Source organism: Pseudoalteromonas luteoviolacea (assembly GCF_000814765.1).
Classification (GTDB): Bacteria; Pseudomonadota; Gammaproteobacteria; order Enterobacterales; family Alteromonadaceae; genus Pseudoalteromonas; species Pseudoalteromonas luteoviolacea_H.
In genome coordinates this window covers 299,574-316,059 of sequence record NZ_JWIC01000010.1, presented here as the reverse complement: position 1 = coordinate 316,059, position 16,486 = coordinate 299,574, and the positions used below count along the sequence as shown (strand labels likewise).

Annotated in this window: 16 protein-coding genes; 10 read left to right on the top strand and 6 right to left on the bottom strand. The window is 41.7% G+C overall.

The features are described 5' to 3' along the window. Positions 1-95: 95 nt before the first annotated feature. The 5 genes from ribE to JF50_RS22775 are packed head-to-tail and all read left to right on the top strand — an operon-like array spanning position 96 to position 5,589. Positions 96-560 (top strand): 6,7-dimethyl-8-ribityllumazine synthase, encoded by a 465-nt coding sequence (gene ribE / locus JF50_RS22795; protein ID WP_039611622.1) that lies wholly within the window; start codon positions 96-98, stop codon positions 558-560. An 11-nt stretch (positions 561-571) separates the two neighbouring features. Continuing rightward, positions 572-982 carry a transcription antitermination factor NusB gene (nusB, locus tag JF50_RS22790; RefSeq protein ID WP_039611621.1) on the top strand — a complete coding sequence of 137 codons (411 nt, stop codon included), beginning with the start codon at positions 572-574 and terminating at the stop codon, positions 980-982. 44 nt (positions 983-1,026) lie between these two features. Continuing rightward, positions 1,027-1,992 carry a thiamine-phosphate kinase gene (gene thiL, locus JF50_RS22785; RefSeq protein WP_039611620.1) on the top strand — a complete coding sequence of 322 codons (966 nt, stop codon included), beginning with the start codon at positions 1,027-1,029 and terminating at the stop codon, positions 1,990-1,992. 8 nt (positions 1,993-2,000) lie between these two features. Continuing rightward, positions 2,001-2,486: a phosphatidylglycerophosphatase A gene (locus JF50_RS22780; RefSeq protein ID WP_039611619.1), complete on the top strand. Its 486-nt coding sequence runs from the start codon at positions 2,001-2,003 to the stop codon at positions 2,484-2,486. Positions 2,487-2,511: 25 nt separating this feature from the next. Beyond that, positions 2,512-5,589, top strand: a complete 3,078-nt coding sequence (locus JF50_RS22775) for a ligand-binding sensor domain-containing diguanylate cyclase (RefSeq protein WP_039611618.1) — start codon at positions 2,512-2,514, stop codon at positions 5,587-5,589. Between the two features lie 93 nt (positions 5,590-5,682). On the opposite strand, the gene JF50_RS22770 is transcribed toward JF50_RS22775, so the two are convergent. Beyond that, positions 5,683-6,465, bottom strand: a complete 783-nt coding sequence (locus JF50_RS22770; RefSeq protein WP_235423501.1) for a substrate-binding periplasmic protein — start codon at positions 6,463-6,465, stop codon at positions 5,683-5,685. Between the two features lie 237 nt (positions 6,466-6,702). Here JF50_RS22770 and JF50_RS22765 point away from each other — a divergent pair, with 237 nt between their 5' ends. Together JF50_RS22765 and JF50_RS22760 are read left to right on the top strand one after the other, a co-directional pair. Beyond that, positions 6,703-7,680 (top strand): FHA domain-containing protein, encoded by a 978-nt coding sequence (locus tag JF50_RS22765; RefSeq protein ID WP_039612146.1) that lies wholly within the window; start codon positions 6,703-6,705, stop codon positions 7,678-7,680. Between the two features lie 117 nt (positions 7,681-7,797). Beyond that, positions 7,798-8,577, top strand: coding sequence for a hypothetical protein (locus JF50_RS22760; protein WP_052262714.1), 780 nt, complete (start codon positions 7,798-7,800; stop codon positions 8,575-8,577). Between the two features lie 44 nt (positions 8,578-8,621). On the opposite strand, the gene phaC is transcribed toward JF50_RS22760, so the two are convergent. The 3 genes from phaC to JF50_RS22745 form a co-directional block, all read right to left on the bottom strand. Further along, the gene (gene phaC, locus JF50_RS22755; protein ID WP_039611616.1) at positions 8,622-10,391 is read right to left on the bottom strand and encodes a class I poly(R)-hydroxyalkanoic acid synthase; all 1,770 of its coding nucleotides are present in this window, start codon (positions 10,389-10,391) and stop codon (positions 8,622-8,624) included. Between the two features lie 237 nt (positions 10,392-10,628). Continuing rightward, the gene (locus JF50_RS22750) at positions 10,629-10,973 is read right to left on the bottom strand and encodes a phasin family protein (protein ID WP_039611615.1); all 345 of its coding nucleotides are present in this window, start codon (positions 10,971-10,973) and stop codon (positions 10,629-10,631) included. Between the two features lie 90 nt (positions 10,974-11,063). Further along, the gene (locus JF50_RS22745) at positions 11,064-11,813 is read right to left on the bottom strand and encodes an SDR family oxidoreductase (RefSeq protein ID WP_039611614.1); all 750 of its coding nucleotides are present in this window, start codon (positions 11,811-11,813) and stop codon (positions 11,064-11,066) included. Between the two features lie 519 nt (positions 11,814-12,332). On the opposite strand from JF50_RS22745, the gene JF50_RS22740 reads away from it, so the two are divergent. After that, a complete protein-coding gene (locus JF50_RS22740) occupies positions 12,333-12,737 on the top strand; it encodes a rhodanese-like domain-containing protein (protein ID WP_235423521.1) in 405 nt (134 codons plus the stop codon). Positions 12,738-12,753: 16 nt separating this feature from the next. Here JF50_RS22740 and JF50_RS22735 read toward each other — a convergent pair whose 3' ends face one another. Continuing rightward, positions 12,754-13,797, bottom strand: coding sequence for an alkene reductase (locus JF50_RS22735; protein WP_039611613.1), 1,044 nt, complete (start codon positions 13,795-13,797; stop codon positions 12,754-12,756). 129 nt (positions 13,798-13,926) lie between these two features. Here JF50_RS22735 and JF50_RS22730 point away from each other — a divergent pair, with 129 nt between their 5' ends. Further along, positions 13,927-14,508 (top strand): TetR/AcrR family transcriptional regulator, encoded by a 582-nt coding sequence (locus JF50_RS22730; protein WP_039611612.1) that lies wholly within the window; start codon positions 13,927-13,929, stop codon positions 14,506-14,508. A gap of 136 nt (positions 14,509-14,644) precedes the next feature. Beyond that, the gene (locus tag JF50_RS26505; RefSeq protein ID WP_052262712.1) at positions 14,645-15,514 is read left to right on the top strand and encodes a winged helix-turn-helix domain-containing protein; all 870 of its coding nucleotides are present in this window, start codon (positions 14,645-14,647) and stop codon (positions 15,512-15,514) included. A gap of 170 nt (positions 15,515-15,684) precedes the next feature. Here the strand turns inward: JF50_RS26505 and JF50_RS22720 are convergent, their stop codons facing one another. Next, positions 15,685-16,485 (bottom strand): methyltransferase domain-containing protein, encoded by an 801-nt coding sequence (locus JF50_RS22720; RefSeq protein ID WP_039611611.1) that lies wholly within the window; start codon positions 16,483-16,485, stop codon positions 15,685-15,687. Position 16,486: the final 1 nt, after the last annotated feature.

Below are 16,486 nucleotides of genomic sequence, written 5' to 3'. Positions count from 1 at the left end.
ACCTACTGTCTAGTTGGACAGTAGGTGTTTTTCTTTAAGATGTGCTATTATGCGCGTCAATTTGGCTATTGCTAATACTGATCAGGAATCATCTAATGAAAATAATTGAAGGTAACAAGTTCGCACCAGGTAAAAAATTTGCCATTGTCATTTCTCGTTTTAACGATTTCATCGGCAGCAGCTTACTAGAAGGTGCAGTAGATGAGCTTAAGCGCACTGGTGGCGTGAAAGATGAAGACATCACAGTGGTTTATGTACCAGGCGCAGTTGAGTTACCTCTTGCAGCTAAACGTGTTGCAATGAAAAAAGAGCATGATGCTATTATCGCGCTAGGCGTTATTATTCGTGGTGGTACACCACACTTTGATTTGGTTGCTAACGAATCAAATAAAGGACTAGCATGCGTTTCATTAGACTACGATATTCCAGTTGCTTTTGGTGTATTGACGACAGAAAGTATTGAGCAAGCTATCGAACGTGCGGGAACTAAAATGGGTAACAAGGGTGGCGAAGCTGCACTTGGTGCTCTAGAAATGGTTAACGTACTTGAGCAAATTTAAGAGGAATCTAAGTGAAACCAGCAGCTAGACGTAAAGCGCGTGTGCTTGCATTGCAAGCTGTCTACTCATGGCAGTTAAGTGGCAACCCTATTGCTGATATTGAACAGCAAATGCTAATCGAGAACGACGTATCAAAAGTAGATGTGGAGTATTTTAAAGATTTAGCACGCGGTGTTGCAGTAAACCATAAACAGTTGGATGAAGCGATTCAGCCTCACCTATCTCGTCCATTTGACGACTTAGACATGGTTGAATTAGCGACTTTACGCGTCAGTGCGTATGAGCTTAAGTTCCGTGAAGATGTGCCATATAAAGTGGCTATCAACGAAGGGATTGAACTGGCCAAAATGTTTGGTGCAGAAGACAGCCATAAATTTGTAAATGGCGTGTTGGACAAAGCAGTTAAGAAAATCCGCCAATAATCAGAATCATGAGGAGAGCCGGCGTTGGCCGGCTTTTTTAATGTATGAAGGAATTTGAGTTAATTAATCATTACTTCAAAGGCAGAGGCATAACTCGCCGTGATGTTGCCGTTGGTATTGGTGATGATTGTGCTGTTGTTGATATTCCAGAGAACTGTCAACTTGCAGTAACCACAGACACCTTAGTTGAAGGTGTACACTTTTTCCCCGACATTCCTGCCAGAGCGTTAGGTCACCGCGTGTTAGCGGTAAACCTGAGTGATCTTGCTGCGATGGGTGCTGAGCCTACATGGATATCTATCGGACTCACATTACCTAATGTAGATATGGCTTGGTTAGAAGAGTTTACTGAAGGGTTGCACGAAATTGCTGAGTACTACAATGTGCAGCTGATAGGTGGAGACACGACGCAGGGGCCTTTAACTATCACGATTTGCGCCAAAGGCATTATTCCAAAGGGTAAATCTTTAACACGTTCTGGTGCTAACGTGGGTGATTGGATTTATATTACTGGTCCTCTAGGCGACGCTGCTTTAGCGATTGAGTCTCGTAAACGTGGCATTGAATTAAGTCCCGATCAACACAAGCGCGTAGTAGAAAAACTGCACTATCCAAAACCTCACGTTGCGGCAGGACAAGTTCTAAGAGGCCTTGCAACTTCCTGTATTGATATTTCTGACGGCTTACTTGCGGATTTGCAACATATTGTAGATCGCTCAATGGTCGGGGCTGATATCGATATCAACAAGGTACCCATCTCTGATGATTTACGCGCGTTAGAGGACACAGCTCTGAGAGAGATGCTGAGTTTGTCATACGGTGATGATTATCAATTGCTGTTTACTGTCAATGACAACAACAGAAGTGCCGTCGAAGCAAGATTAATGCAATATGGTGTTGAAGCAACATGCATAGGGCAAGTAACAAATACACTTGGCTCCATAGAGCTTTACAAAGATGGCGAGAAGTACTCTATTTTAGAGCAAGCTGGCTATGAACACTTTAATTAGGAGCGAGCTTGGATAAGTCGTTAAAATTCAATCTCAAACGCCCACATCAATTATTTGCATTGGGATTTGGTACGGGCCTTGCGCCTAAAGCCCCTGGTACTGTTGGGACCTTAGCAGCACTACCTTTCATATTTGCTACGATGACGTTGCCAATTTGGTTTCAGGTTAGTCTCGCGGTTTTGATGACAATATTTGGCGTGTGGGTCTGTGGTAAAACTGCACGCGACGTTAATGTCCATGATCATCCTGCTATTGTTTGGGATGAAGTCGTTGGTTTCTACATTACTATGATAGGCGCTGCAATTAATTGGCAATCCTTGTTAGTCGGTTTTTTGCTGTTTCGCTTTTTTGATATTGCGAAGCCAGGTCCTATCAGGATGTTAGATAAGAAGTTACATGGTGGTCGTGGGATTATGGCCGATGATGTATTGGCAGGCATTTTTTCATTGATTTGTATTCAGGCTTTGTTTAAAACAGGGGTCCTTGGCGGCTAAATTAAAGTTGAGAAAGAGGGAGTCTATGCACAAGTTTTTCCTACTGTTCATTATGGCGGTCGTATTCAATGTGAATGCAGCGATTAACGACTATGTTGTAAAGCAGTGGAATATGCAAAATGATTTACCATCACAAAGTATTAAAAGTGTGGTGCAAGATCAGCAGGGCTATATTTGGCTTGGCACACAATTTGGTTTGAGTCGGTTCGATGGGCACCAGTTCGTTAACTTTAATACTCAAAATACCAATTTTCTTGTGAGTAATGCGATCAATAAGCTTGTGGTTGATCGCTTTGGCATGTTGTGGGTAGGGACGCGACGAGGTGTATTGCGCATAGATCCTCAAACCATGAAAGCGCAGAAGTTCAAAATTCAAGCCGATGTCAAGGACATCATTGAAGACAATAGCGGTAATATTTGGGTCGCGGCCAATGGACTCTATTACATCTCTGCAAAACGTTTAATGTTGGATAAAAACAACTTAGATGACAGCAAATTGTCGCTTACTCATATCAGCCAAATAGTCGGTGCTGTGACAAAAATGGCGCCATCCCCCGATGGCATTTGGGTGGTAAACGAACGTCATTTATTACGTATCGGAGAAGCCCAATTTGTTGGCTCTAATGGTATGCGGCTGGAGTTGTCTAGCAAAATTTCCTTACCAAGGCAGCTTGCACAAACTAATATCCACGATCTTGCATGGGTAGATGGTAAGCTCTTTTTGGCATCTCAATTAGGTGCTTTTTTCCTCGACTTTGATGAAGTACTGCGTCGATTTGATGAAATTGGCAATAGTGCCGTATATAAATTCTTAAGTGATGAACAAGGGGGCTTATGGGTCTCTACTTACGGCCGCTTATTATATAAAGAAAGTGGTGGTGAATGGCAATCAGTTGATCTAGTACAATTGGATCAGGGGATTTGGTTTACCGACTTATTCATAGATAAAAGCAATAATGTATGGCTGGCAAGTATTAACGAAGGTTTGTGGCTCGCCCATTCAGGTCGGGTAGAGCGTTTTCAGGCAGGTCTTCGCGGCAAACAAGCGATATCAGCGATGACTATGGGCCCTCGAGGTAATGTTTGGGTTGCTACCCGCGAAGGGGTGGGAATGCTTGATCAGGATGATAATTACCAACCCGTTATTACACCAGCCCAGCTTAAAGGTGTTGAAGTCCATGATATGGAGTTTTTGGATGGTCGCCTATACCTAGGTACCGGTCGTGGTGTTGTTATTTATGACAATGGTCAATTGTTGGCCATACCCAATCGTGAATTCCGACAGACACAAGTATTTACGATTAGCCCTTCTAATCAAGGTGGGTTGTGGATAGGCACTGGTAGGGGGTTATATCGCCTTGATTACAATGGGTTGACGCCTTTTACATACAATGCGTTTCTCGGTAGCCAGTTTGTTACTTATGTTGTGGATTTTCCGCGGTATGGGTTTATTGGGACTGATAAAGGTGCCTACAAATATAACGAACGAGGCATCGAAAAAATTGGCGGACAAACATCATTAGAAACTGCCTATGTTACCAGTATCCTACATGTAGAAAATTATACTACTTTGGTTGGTACTTTTTATGATGGGCTTTACTACCGCACGGAGTCTGGTGATTGGTTCCAATTAGATGCCTCTCATGGCTTACCTTATGGTCCAATCTTGTCCTTACACTTTGATAAAGAACAGAACTTTATATGGGTCAGTTCTATGAAGGGTGTTTATCGTATGTCGATCGAGCAGTTCACTCAAGAAATTGAGAACCTGAAGGTTGAGCAAGTTATCAACCCCTTCGATCGCCAGCTTGATGGCATGCCGAGCCAGTGTTGTACAGGCCTTGGACATGACTCGGTGGTGGAAGTCGACGACGTATTACTGTATCCCAGTTTACAAGGTGTAGTCCGTATTCCGAAAAGTGTTAAGTTGTTCAGCGACAGCGAACTTGAACCTCGCTTTGAAGGGATCACTACGCCAACGAGAGAGCTTACGCCGAATAAAATAGTTGAAAGTATTGTACTGGATACCAACGAAAGAGACTTGACTATACGCTACACTGCGATTGATTTTTATGCTCCACAAAGTATTGAGTTTCGGTATAAACTTGAAGGGCATGATGAGCAGTGGCGAGACGCATTAGCGCGCCGCGAGGCAATCTACACCAACTTACCGCCCGGCGAATTTACCTTTAAATTGGAAGTTAAACGCCGTGGTGAAGATTGGCAAGAAGCACACTCTAAAACGGTAAAGCTCACTTTACCTCGTCGCTTTGATGAAACTGTGTTTTTTAGGCTGATTATCACCTGTGGATTTATATTCTTATTCTACCTAGTATTTTGGGTGTTTAGAGCACAAGAAAGGCGCAAGCAAGCAGCACTGGAAGAGCTGGTTACTGAGCGCACGACTGAATTGAGAAAAGCGAATGAAAAACTCAACAAGGTCAATACGCAATTAAAATTGGTGAGTCATTCAGATGAATTAACCGGACTGAAAAGCCGCAGGTTCTTATTTGATCAATTGCCTAAAGACATTGAACATTACCAGCGCAATGCAAACTCTTTAAAAGCGCAGGGTAAAAGTCTAGTGTTGATGATCCTGAATATTGATAAGTTCAGTAAAATAAATGACGCCAATGGCCCTATAGGCGGTGATAGCTGCCTACAACAATTGGCGACGTTACTTAATACACGAACACAAGGGTCTGACTATGTTGCACGTTGGAGTGGTGATGAGTTTTTGCTCCTCTTACGAGACTTTCAATGTGCGGATGTCGATCAATATGTTAAAGAGCTGTGTAAAGCAGTCGGTGAATTCGACTTTACTCTGCCAAATGGTAAATCGACTAAGATGACGGTGTCTGTGGGATGGTCATTCTATCCATTGCAAATGCTAGGCGGTCATGTGATTGGCTGGGAAGCCTCTGTTAACCTTGCAGACATTGCGCTGCACCAAGTGAAACGTAGCGGTGGTGATGGGGCTGGTACGGTGGTATTTGACGATGAATTAGATGCATTTGAGTTTGAGCAAAGTCAAAATGTCGAGTCTCAGCTGCAGTTGCTACAGTCAAATGGTTTAGCTGATATTAAAGTATGGATGCGCTAAGACCAACTTTCCCAGTGAGATAATAACATCATAAAGAGGTGCCCTTTGGGGTAACCTCTGATGATGTTTAGTCTGGTTTCGCCTAAACACGACCTATTCATTCATCTGCTGCTGTACACTTAACAATGCTTCATTCATTCTTTTAATAAAGTCGTATTTATATGGGAATTTCTCACCGTTATCTTTGGTGTAGCCTATATGTGCGGTCCGGCTTAAAACAACTCGGTCTTCTTTGAATTGTTTAAGATCTAACTCTTTAAGCTCTCGTTTTACCGACTCAAACCCCATGAGTGTCGATAGTCTATCGTTAACGTAGCAATCTAGACGAAACTTAGAGAGTTTTTTGATATTTGTGAGTGTATCTTTATTTTCCCAAATTTTTATCAATCCCTTCTGTTTCGCTGTCAGAAGTTCTTTATCAAGAATTAAAAAGCCAGCATTTATGCCGATATTAATAGGGGGACGATTTGGTGAGCGAGCAAGAATGTTGTCTAACGTGATATCCGGGTTGCAAAACGCAACAACCGCTTCTTCCCCGAGAGAAGTGGAATAAGGCCAAATATAAGGCCGTTTATCCTTGTGTATATAGGGAGGCAGTAATGCAAACGCCTCGCCATTTTCCATTGCTGCAACGCCACGTTTCCAAGGGATAGGTTCTAGAATTACTTGATAATGATCGGATATACGTCTTGCTGCGAGCCTGACTTGCTCAATATAAATCCCATACAAATATCCATTACTTTCATAGGAGTATGGTGGATAGCTATCGTCGACTAAAATTGTCACACGCGGTTTTGTGTCCCCATTTGCACTGGCTGGTACAAGTAGATACAAAGCAATGAATAACACAAGCAGTACAAACGTGGGACGCGTCATAGTTTATATAATAGTTTATTTGAAGGCAGCCATTGATAACTTTAGGCAATTTTGATTGAGATTACCAGAGAGCGTGATATTGAAACGTGCGCTAAGTGTGATAGGAGTATACAGCGTGTAATGAAGCGTAATTTATTTGTTGGACTATTAAGGTTACACTATGAGGGTGATTCAAGAGGTGATCCCTCTCTCATCATTTTCGCAATACAGAGTATCAAAAGAGGAATAGGTGAACCCATGGCTAAGCTTAAAGTAAAGGATTGTTCAGATGTTATCTACTTAAAAGCGTTTCACCGCTTTGGAAGATTAACTTACTCTGTTGATACTCATGTCAGTGGCGTTGAAATCTCGCGCATTCATGCAGTGATTGAACATAATGGTCAAGATTGGGAGCTTCGTGATCTAAGCAAAAATGGCGTATGGTTAAATGGTCAACGCATTGCTTACAATCAGGCGATACATCTCAAAGTAGATGATGAGATAACCTTTTCTGAAATGCACCCGAAAACATTTATTGTCGACTCAATTTCACCACCTAAAGACTTATTAATCCCATCTTGTAAGGAACAACCTGATGAAGTGATTCCATTGGAAAAATATCATTTCTTACCGTCAGAAACGAACCCTGAACTGGTTGTATTTTACGACAATGAAAAGCTTTGCTGGTGTTATGAACACTTGGAAAGTGGCAAAATTGTGCCTTTGACGGACAGTGATAATCTTTGTGTTGCTAATGAGTTATGGTACTTATTCCAAGTTGAGGCCGCCTCACAGGAAGCCACGATGCCAATTGATAACACACATCAATCGAGTCTTGAGTTTGTATTTGACATCAGCTTAGATGAGGAAATTACTGAGCTGAAGGTGAATCACAATGGTGCATTGTTAGATTTTGATATCAGGACGCACCATTATTTAACGGCGTTATTAGCGCGATATAAAGCCCGTGATGAAGCGGCGGTTGATGAGGAAAACGAACGAGGTTGGGTGAGTGTGTCACAGCTCTCGAAAGATTTGGGGATCAGTGAGAGTCACATTAATATACAGATACATCGCGCCCGCAAGCAGTTTGTTGATTTGGTCAATGACAAAGGCCTAGCTGAGCAGATCATTGAACGCAAGAGAGGTCGAGTCCGCTTTGGTGGTAAGCATTTTACAATTAAAAAGGGCTCACATACAGAAGCTTCCTACGATGGCATGCAAATGGCGCTATAATTGGGTAAGTTCAATTCATAGTGGCAAAGCGATAATATGGGGCAATTGTGCCGCTGTATCATAGGAATATGTCTTTCGAGCTTCAGCTTTACAACCATTAGCGCCGACATTGAGGTTATGTGGCAAAATGGTCGACCACCTGAGCGACATACCGTTGAAAAAGTGTCGAATTGGCTAGAGTATGGTCTAGCGCAAGTGACTTCGACACTGACAGACTTGCAACAGCCCTCTATACCTGTATCTATTCATCTTAACGAATATGCCAATGAGCCTGTACCTTGGGGTGAGGTAGTTCGTGGTGATTTAGATGGTATTACTCTTCATATTCATAAACATGCATCTTTGGCTCAGCTAAAAGCAGATTGGACGCTGTATCATGAGCTTGCACATTTGTATCATCCTTTGTTTGACTATGGTGATAGTTGGCTTGGTGAAGGGCTGGCAACCTACCTACAAAATGTCGTTATGCTGCAGGCTGGTATGATCTCCAAAGATGACTTTACACAACGTATTCGTGCTGGCCTTACTCGCGGTGAAGCCGCCACGGAAACATTCAAGGGCAAGTTGTCAACAGTGTCTGAAAATATGTGGCAGTTGGGTGCGTATCAGCGAGTGTATTGGAGCGGCACAGCATTTTTTATTGAGTCAGAAGCACAGCTAAAAGCCGTGGGAAGCAAGTATAACTTGACTGCGCTTTTAGCGCGCTATCAAACTTGTTGTAAAAAAAGCACCATGCCAAACACGAACCATGCTGCAGTTAAATTTTTAGCAGCATTAGATAATTTAGCGAAAGCTGACGTATTTATACCTCTTTATCTGACATATCGTGTAAGAGGTGATTTCCCTAATATTTCACAACGACAAATTCGTTATTTATCCAACCAATACGCTCGATAGGAAGAGTAATAGGTAAAGAGTCATCTCTTTACCTATTGTCGTTGTTACAATCTCGCTTTTACGTACTCTCCAGGAGCATCATAGATCCCAGGATTAGCTTTAGTCTTAACAGCGCGAGCGGGCACTTTTTCGTCGGTGAATTGGGTGATCCATTTGCCCCAATGACCCCACCAAGAGCCTTTGGTATGATCTGCTTTTTCAAGCCATGCATTGGCGTCGCCTTGTGGCGCCGGACCAGACCAAAACCCGTATTTGTTTGCTTTAGGCGGGTTGATAACCCCTGCAATATGGCCTGACTCACCCAACACAAATGTGGTTTTAGAGCTAGTGTATTGGAAGCCTTTGAAAGTAGCCTGCCATAGTGCAATGTGGTCATCTCGTGTTGATAGAGCGTAGATAGGCTGCTTGACCTTGGCTAAGTCTATCTTTGTACCCCGGACCTCTACTTCTTTTGTCGCGATCAATTTATTTTCAAGATACAGATCTCGCAACATAAAATTATGACATTTAGCCGTTAAGTTTGTGCTATCACCGTTCCAGTACAATAGATCTAAATCCATTGGAGGTTGGCCTTTGAGGTAGTTATTTACATAATAATTCCAATAAAGGCTATTTTCTCTAAGCATGCTGAACGAGACGCCTAACAAATGTCCGTGCATGACACCATTTTGGAGGTTGTAAGCTTCCAGTGCTGATATGGTGCCTTCGTTAACAAATACGCCTAACTCGCCAGGCTGTGAGAAATCTAGTAAGGTTGTGAGCAGTGTCGCACTTTTAATCTTTTGTTTCATGCGTTTAGACGTAAAATACGCCATGGCGGTTGCAACCAGTGTGCCTGCGATACAATAGCCAATGGCATTGACATAGGCTTCGCCAGTTTGCTTTTCTATTTCATCTAAAGCTGCGATGACGCCATCGACAACGTAATCCTCAAAACCGACTTCAGCCATACTTGGATCGGGGTTTTTCCATGAGATCATAAATACGGTATGACCGTTATCGACGGCCCATTTCACGTAAGAATTCTCTTCCTTTAAGTCCAAGATGTAATATTTATTTACGTAAGGAGGTACAAATAGAAGTGGTGTTTTGTGTACTTGTTTGGTCGTTGCTGTGTATTGGATCAGCTCGAATAAATGGTTTTGGAAAACGACTCTGCCTGGTGTTGTCGCGAGATCTTTACCCAACTCGTAAGCATTTTCATTGGTCATGCTGATCCGGAGCATGTCCCCACTTTTTGCCATATCTTTTTTGAATAATTCAAGGCCGTTAATCAGGTTTTGTCCTTCGGACTCGATGGTTAATTTCAGCAATTCAGGGTTGGTGGTAATAAAGTTACTGGGAGAAATTGAGTTGATAACCTGTCTTGCAAAGAATTCAAGCCGTTCCTTGAGCTTCTCATCTAACCCAGGTGTCTGGCGAATTGAGTCTAACAATGATTGGCCAAAAAGTAAGTAGCTTTGTTTGATATAGCTGAACCAGGGGTTATCTTGCCATTCGTCGGCGAGAAAGCGTTTGTCGCCACGCTCTGTAGAAATAACCTCTTCGCTAGACGCGTTGAGCGTTTGTTCCCAAGTTTGTTGAACAATTTTTAATTGTTCTTGCCACCAGTTAATTTGTTGTTTTGCGAATAGTTCTGGTTGTTTGGTGATCTCTTTAGCCCACTGGCCAAAATCCTCGGCGCTTTGTTCGTTGAGCGCTTTTTGAACCGGACTATTATTAAAAAGATTTTGTGAAAAAATACTGTAGAGATCTTGATTATACTGCCACCAAGCGGTCATGGTCTGAGTAAAATCTTTATTGTCGGTATCCATTTTATGCTTCCTAGTCGGAGGTGTGACAGACGAGTCATTGCTTTAAAAGGTGCGCTGCATGTGCTGAACAAACTTTTAAAAGAGAGTTTGAGTCGACGTTGTTTATTGGCACACATGTATTCGAGTACTCATTCTCACGGTCTTGATGACGAAATAATTAAGCTTGTCAGTGGTTTTTGCATTGAATAATGCAGATCAGCCTAGCACAAAGTGAATTTGGCTAGGCTGATAAACGCGTTATACTTTTGCCGCTTTAACAGTCTCGTTTGAGATAGTCTCTAGGTTATCTTTGAACTCTTGACCTAGTTGAGTTAGCTTTTGACCATCTTCGATAAGCTGTTGGCTTAGCTTATTAACAGCGCTTAGTTGACTTGCGTTGAAGTCGATAAAAGACTTAACGTCTTTTACTTCTGCCGCTGTTTTAAGTTGCTCAACAGATGTTTCTGTGAACGAATGCGCTGCATCTAGTTGAATCTTAGCAAGTTGCTCAATATTTTTTGCAACAAGTTGGTTGAACTGAATAGCAGGTGAAAAAAACTTTTCGCTTTGCTCTGTGATTGATTTAAAAAAGTCGTTGTACATGGCTTGCTTCCTATTGAGAGATAATCCGTTTAAAATGCAATACCCATCTACTACAGAAAAGTTGCCTTTTCTAAATGGTATCGTGAGTTCTTAGTTCATATACAGGCCGCCATTTAAGGCAAGTGTTTCACCTGTGATGTATGCCGCACCATCAGAAGCTAAAAAGCTAACTGTTTCAGCAACTTCTAAAGGCGTCGCCAGTCGCTGCATAGGTACTTGTGCCTTAATGCTTTCCAATACGTCTTCACGCATTTTGGCAACCATAGGTGTTTCCGTATAACCAGGTGCCACAACATTAACGGTCACACCGGCTCTTGCACCTTCATACGCGAGAGATTTGCTAAAGCCAATCATGCCTGCTTTGGCTGCTGCATAGTTTGCTTGACCAAATTGGCCTTTTTGACCATTAACACTAGAGATGTTGATGATACGCCCCGACTTGTTGCCACACATATGGGCAAAAAGTGGTTGAGTCATATTGAACATCGAATTCAAGTTTGTATCGATGACATCGTGCCATTGCTGTGCATTCATCTTTTTGAATGAAGCATCACGAGTAATACCGGCGTTGTTTACCAGCACATCAATTTTTCCATGATTGTCGATAATTGCTTCGAGGCTGTCACTACATGCTTGCGCATCAGTCACATCTAAAAATAAGGGTGAAACAAATTTTGGGTTGATATTGGATTCATTACACCAAGTATCAAAGTCTGCTTCGGTACGTCTGGGGCTTGCGACTGCAATAACAAAGTAATTGTTTTCAACAAGCTTTTGGGCAATAGCTGTACCTATCCCACCTAAAGCGCCTGTTACTACTGCTATTTTTTTATTTTCCATAATGTGCTGTTCCGAACATAAAGTGGCAAAACGACCGCACAACTAAGCCACGTATCACTGAAGTGGTTTACTGTCAGTGATGGGTTAAAACTAACGTTATTGTTCATGTCTATTGTGACGAAATAATAACTAATTTGTTTAATATAAAAGACAAATACTCATTATTTTGTATGTGTTTCAGGCACGATTGATGATCGACTTAGTCACAATATAATTTAACTTTAGACTAAAAACTCAATATTTAACAAATATAAGTTGTCTAACCAATTGTCCAATCGTGCGTGCAGTAAGTAATAGTCGGTATTGGGGTTTTCGGTATTAGACTAAAGGATAGTAGACGCATTTTTTTCGATAAAGAATATGAATTTTACCTAAAAATCAATTTGTTGGCTTATTTTTAAATCGATAATTTTTTTTGGTTATATCTTAATCAACCAACTTTGTTCGTATTGAATTATGTTTTCAGGTAGGCTGGTTATATAGGCTATTTTGGCTACTGTTTTGGGAGAGAATGTGATTATGATAATGTCAGGACGCACGTTGAAAGTCACTTTTGTAATGTATTTGGTTGTGTTGTCGTTATTTTTGAGTCCTGGGGCGAGTGCAAATGTGCAGGGTGTTAAGGCCAGTGAGCTGTTGGTCAATCAGATGTCTGATACACCGTATACCATCATAGATGTTCGTACAGTAGAGGAATATACTGGCGGTCATATCAAAGGGGCGATAAACATTCCCTATGACCAAATAGAAGCACAGTCGTTTCTACTCAATGAACTCAAAGATAAAACATTGGTCGTCTACTGCCGTTCAGGAAGGCGGGCGCATATTTTTGAAAGTGCGTTAAGTAAACGCGGTTTTACATTATTGCATTTAGAAGGTGATATGTTGGGCTGGCAAGCACAAGGGCTACCACTAATAAAGTAGCAGCCCTCTACAATGATTAAATGAGAGACGCCAGCATCTGTTCATCGTATTCGACTAATGGCTGTTTATTTTTGACTTTTGCAATGTAATCGGGGTTTGCAATTAAAGGTCTGCCGATTGCTAGTAGGTCAAATCGATTTGCATCGATGGCAGCAGCCCCAGTCTGCGGGGTAAATCCACCAACCCCGACTAAGGTTTTTTTGTATCTTGATCTGACATAATCAGACGCTCTTCCACCTAAGTGTTCAAATGCCATTTCATCATCAAATATACCAATATGTAAAAAGGCTAAATCACGTTTTTCTAATTCAGGTAAAAGGTAATCAAATACTTGCTTGTCACGAGGATCGGAAGCCATATTAAAATAGGCACCTGGAGAAAGGCGCAATGCTGTTTTATCTTGCCCGATACGATCCACAATTGCATCAACTACTTCTAATGCGAAGCGGCTCATATTTTCAGGGGTTTCACCGTAATTATCTGTGCGTTTATTGCTGTCAAAATGCAAAAACTGGTCGATGAGGTAACCATTTGCTCCATGGATCTCTACGCCATCAAAACCTGCATCAATAGCATTCGCAGCTGCTTGGGCATAGTCATTAACAAGCGCTTGAATTTGTTCTGTTGTTGCTGGTGTAGGTATTTGATAGGTCAGTTCTCTCATGCGGGGCACAGTGCCTTCTACCCCCTGCGCACTGGGGGCTATTACAGTGTCTCCCGCATAGAAATGTGGGTGTGCTACTCGTCCAGTATGCCACAATTGAGCAAAAATCTTACCGCCGTTATTGTGCACTGCATCTGTGACTTTTCTCCACCCAGTAATTTGCTCTGGTGTGAATAACCCAGGCGTATTTGGGTAGCCTTGTCCGTCTGGACGAATTATCGTTGCTTCAGAAATGATTAATCCTGTATCTGCGCGTTTTGCATAATAGGCTGCCATATCATCAGTCGGAACGAGATCATCGTCTGCCATACATCGAGTGAGTGGCGCCATCAATACGCGATTTTGCAATGAGATAGTTGAATTGAGTTTATAAGGCTGAAATAGTATGTCTGTCATGGGTTGTCGTTCTCTTTATTTTGAATGTTTATTCAAGATAGCTTTATTTGAACGATCATTCAATAGTATTTTTGAACATTTGTTCAAATTTGTTTAAGATACTCATAAAGTATTTAGCTGAGTTTATTTATGAGAAGCGCAGAGTTTGATAGAGAAGTTGTTCTAAGAGCGGCTATGAATGCATTTATGGAAAAAGGGTATAACAAAACCAGTATGCAAGATCTAAAGCTCGCCACAGGATTGCATCCGGGCTCCATTTACTGTGCATTCGAAAATAAAAAAGGATTATTATTGGCATCATTGGAGCAGTACAATTTGGACCGGAGTGAAGAGCTTAAATCAATATTTAATGGTCAAAGTGATGCGCTTAGTGGGTTGAGGGCATATTTAGACAGTATCGTTTCAGAGTGCGTAAGTGGAGATCCAACTCAATCTTGTTTAAGCCAAAAAGCAATTAACGAAATTGCACAAACAGATGAGCAAGCGCAAGCGGTATTGAGCCAACAGTGTGTGATGTGGCAAGGTTTTATGAAAGAGGTGTTTTCCCAAGCAAGCCAACAAGGTGTGATAACTGGCCCACGGTCGCCTCAGCAGCGAGCTCAAAGTTTAATTGTGGGTATTTATGGTCTCAGAACGTTTTCTCAAGCACAAAAAGATCCTGATGTCATTTCAGGCATCGCAAATCAGTTGTTAATTGATGTTTGCCGCTAATTTAACGCATTCAGAAATGTAAGTTGGCAGACTATTAGACATTATTACTAGCAAGTGAGTCTAGCTCTGTTGAAGAGTTTGGTATAGTCTATGAATTCTTATGGTTGTTAGTTAATTAAATGGAAATCATAGAGATATGGAATATCAATTTTCCAATGCAGTGTTAAATAGTAGAGAGCAAAGCTTCAAAGTCGATGGGAAAAGAGTGGTACTTGAAGAGCGCGCTTTTAAACTACTTGCCTACTTAATTGATACCCACCCAAAAGTTTGTACCCAAGATGAACTGGTTGCATTTTTGTGGCCTGATTCTGTCGTTTCTTCATGGTCTTTACCCCGTTTAATATCTGATACTAGAAGTCTGCTGAGGCGCATTGGCGTAAAGCATGACTTAATATTTACTGTAAGAGGCCAAGGGTATAAGTTTAATCCTGAAGTGAAAGTACATTGCCCTCAAGCTACAAATGCCGTGCAGATACAATTAGCAATGCTAAAAGCAGAGCATCATTCGGATGGCGCCCATCTTAAATTTTGGATAGGGGTTACCCTAGTGATGTGTTGTGCTTGTATATGGCTGATAATTAACCATGCTTTTGTCCACGAACAAAATGTAAGTTTCAAGGCCAGTGAGCCAACAGATGCAAAAGGGCGCATCTTATGGGTGGATGATAATCCTAAAAATAACATAAAAGAGCAAGGATACTTTTTAAAGCAAAAGATCGGCATTTATAACACAACGTCGACGCAAGAAGCGTTATTGCTCCTGAGTATGTATGACTATACCGTCGTTATTTCAGATATGGGACGCAGTGGTGAACCATTGGCTGGGTTAAAGCTGCTCAGAGCAATGCGAGCGGCAGGTGATGATACGCCGTTTTATGTTTACACCTGGGTCGAGTCAAAAAAACAGCAAGAAGTGATTTTGTCGGCAGGCGGGCAGGGCGTCGCAACTAAAAAACAAGATTTATATGACTATGTATTACTGCATTTTGATGATGAAAAAATTTAAAGGTTAATTATAAGTTTTTGATTATTTTGCTTTTCATTTTTTTTCAAAGCGATTCAAGGGACAAATTCATGCAACTATGTCAACGTTTAATGGCTGCTCTCTTACAGCAAATGTCTTGGCCTTAACATTCGTACTGTGGTGGGTATTGGGTTGTTAAGGCCGTTTTCCTCTCATTCTTTTATCTGCAAGAGCAAATGTGTATACCTACCAATCGATGCATAAGGCTCCGATTTATTATATTTAAGCTCAAGAGATAATAGTGCTTCGAATTGATCTTGTGCTTTATCTAATTCACGTAAATAATCATGGAAGCAGCGAACGCCGGTTTTACTGAGGGTTTGTAGCGATAACGTATTGAGCCAACGTTCAACATCTTCACTTTCTAATGGCTGGTTTGGACTAAGTCCAACTTTTTGTTTTACTTTTAATCCATTTGATACGTAATCAAAGTTGCCATAAACCATGTTGGCTAGACGCTGTGCAGCCTTGTTAAAATACATCAGTGATAGAACCCCTTGAGGGGTTAAGCAGCTTTTTAATATGGCTAAAGCGTGCTGTTGTTCGACAATCCATTCTAAAACGGCATGACACAGTACCAGATCAAACTGTCCAATATCCAAAGCTGGTAGGTCTTGTAGCTGTGCATGGATAAAAGTCATACTTTCTGACAAGTTACTGGACTCGGCTCGCTCTTGAGCAAGTTCTAACATAGGGGCGGAGACATCAAGCAAGGTGACCTGATGCCCACAGTCAGCAAGATAGAGTGCCAGTTGTCCTTGGCCACCTCCTACATCGAGTATTTTTAGCGGCGTGTTGGCAAAATAACCGTGGATCAGATCATCTAAATCGCGCTTTAATACGGCTTCTCGGATCTGACCTTTGGTCGTGCCGTAGATGTTATTTTTGAACTTACCCGCGATATCACAAAAGTGACGATCTTGGGCAACTGGCTTGCCTTGCTTTTTTGCCATG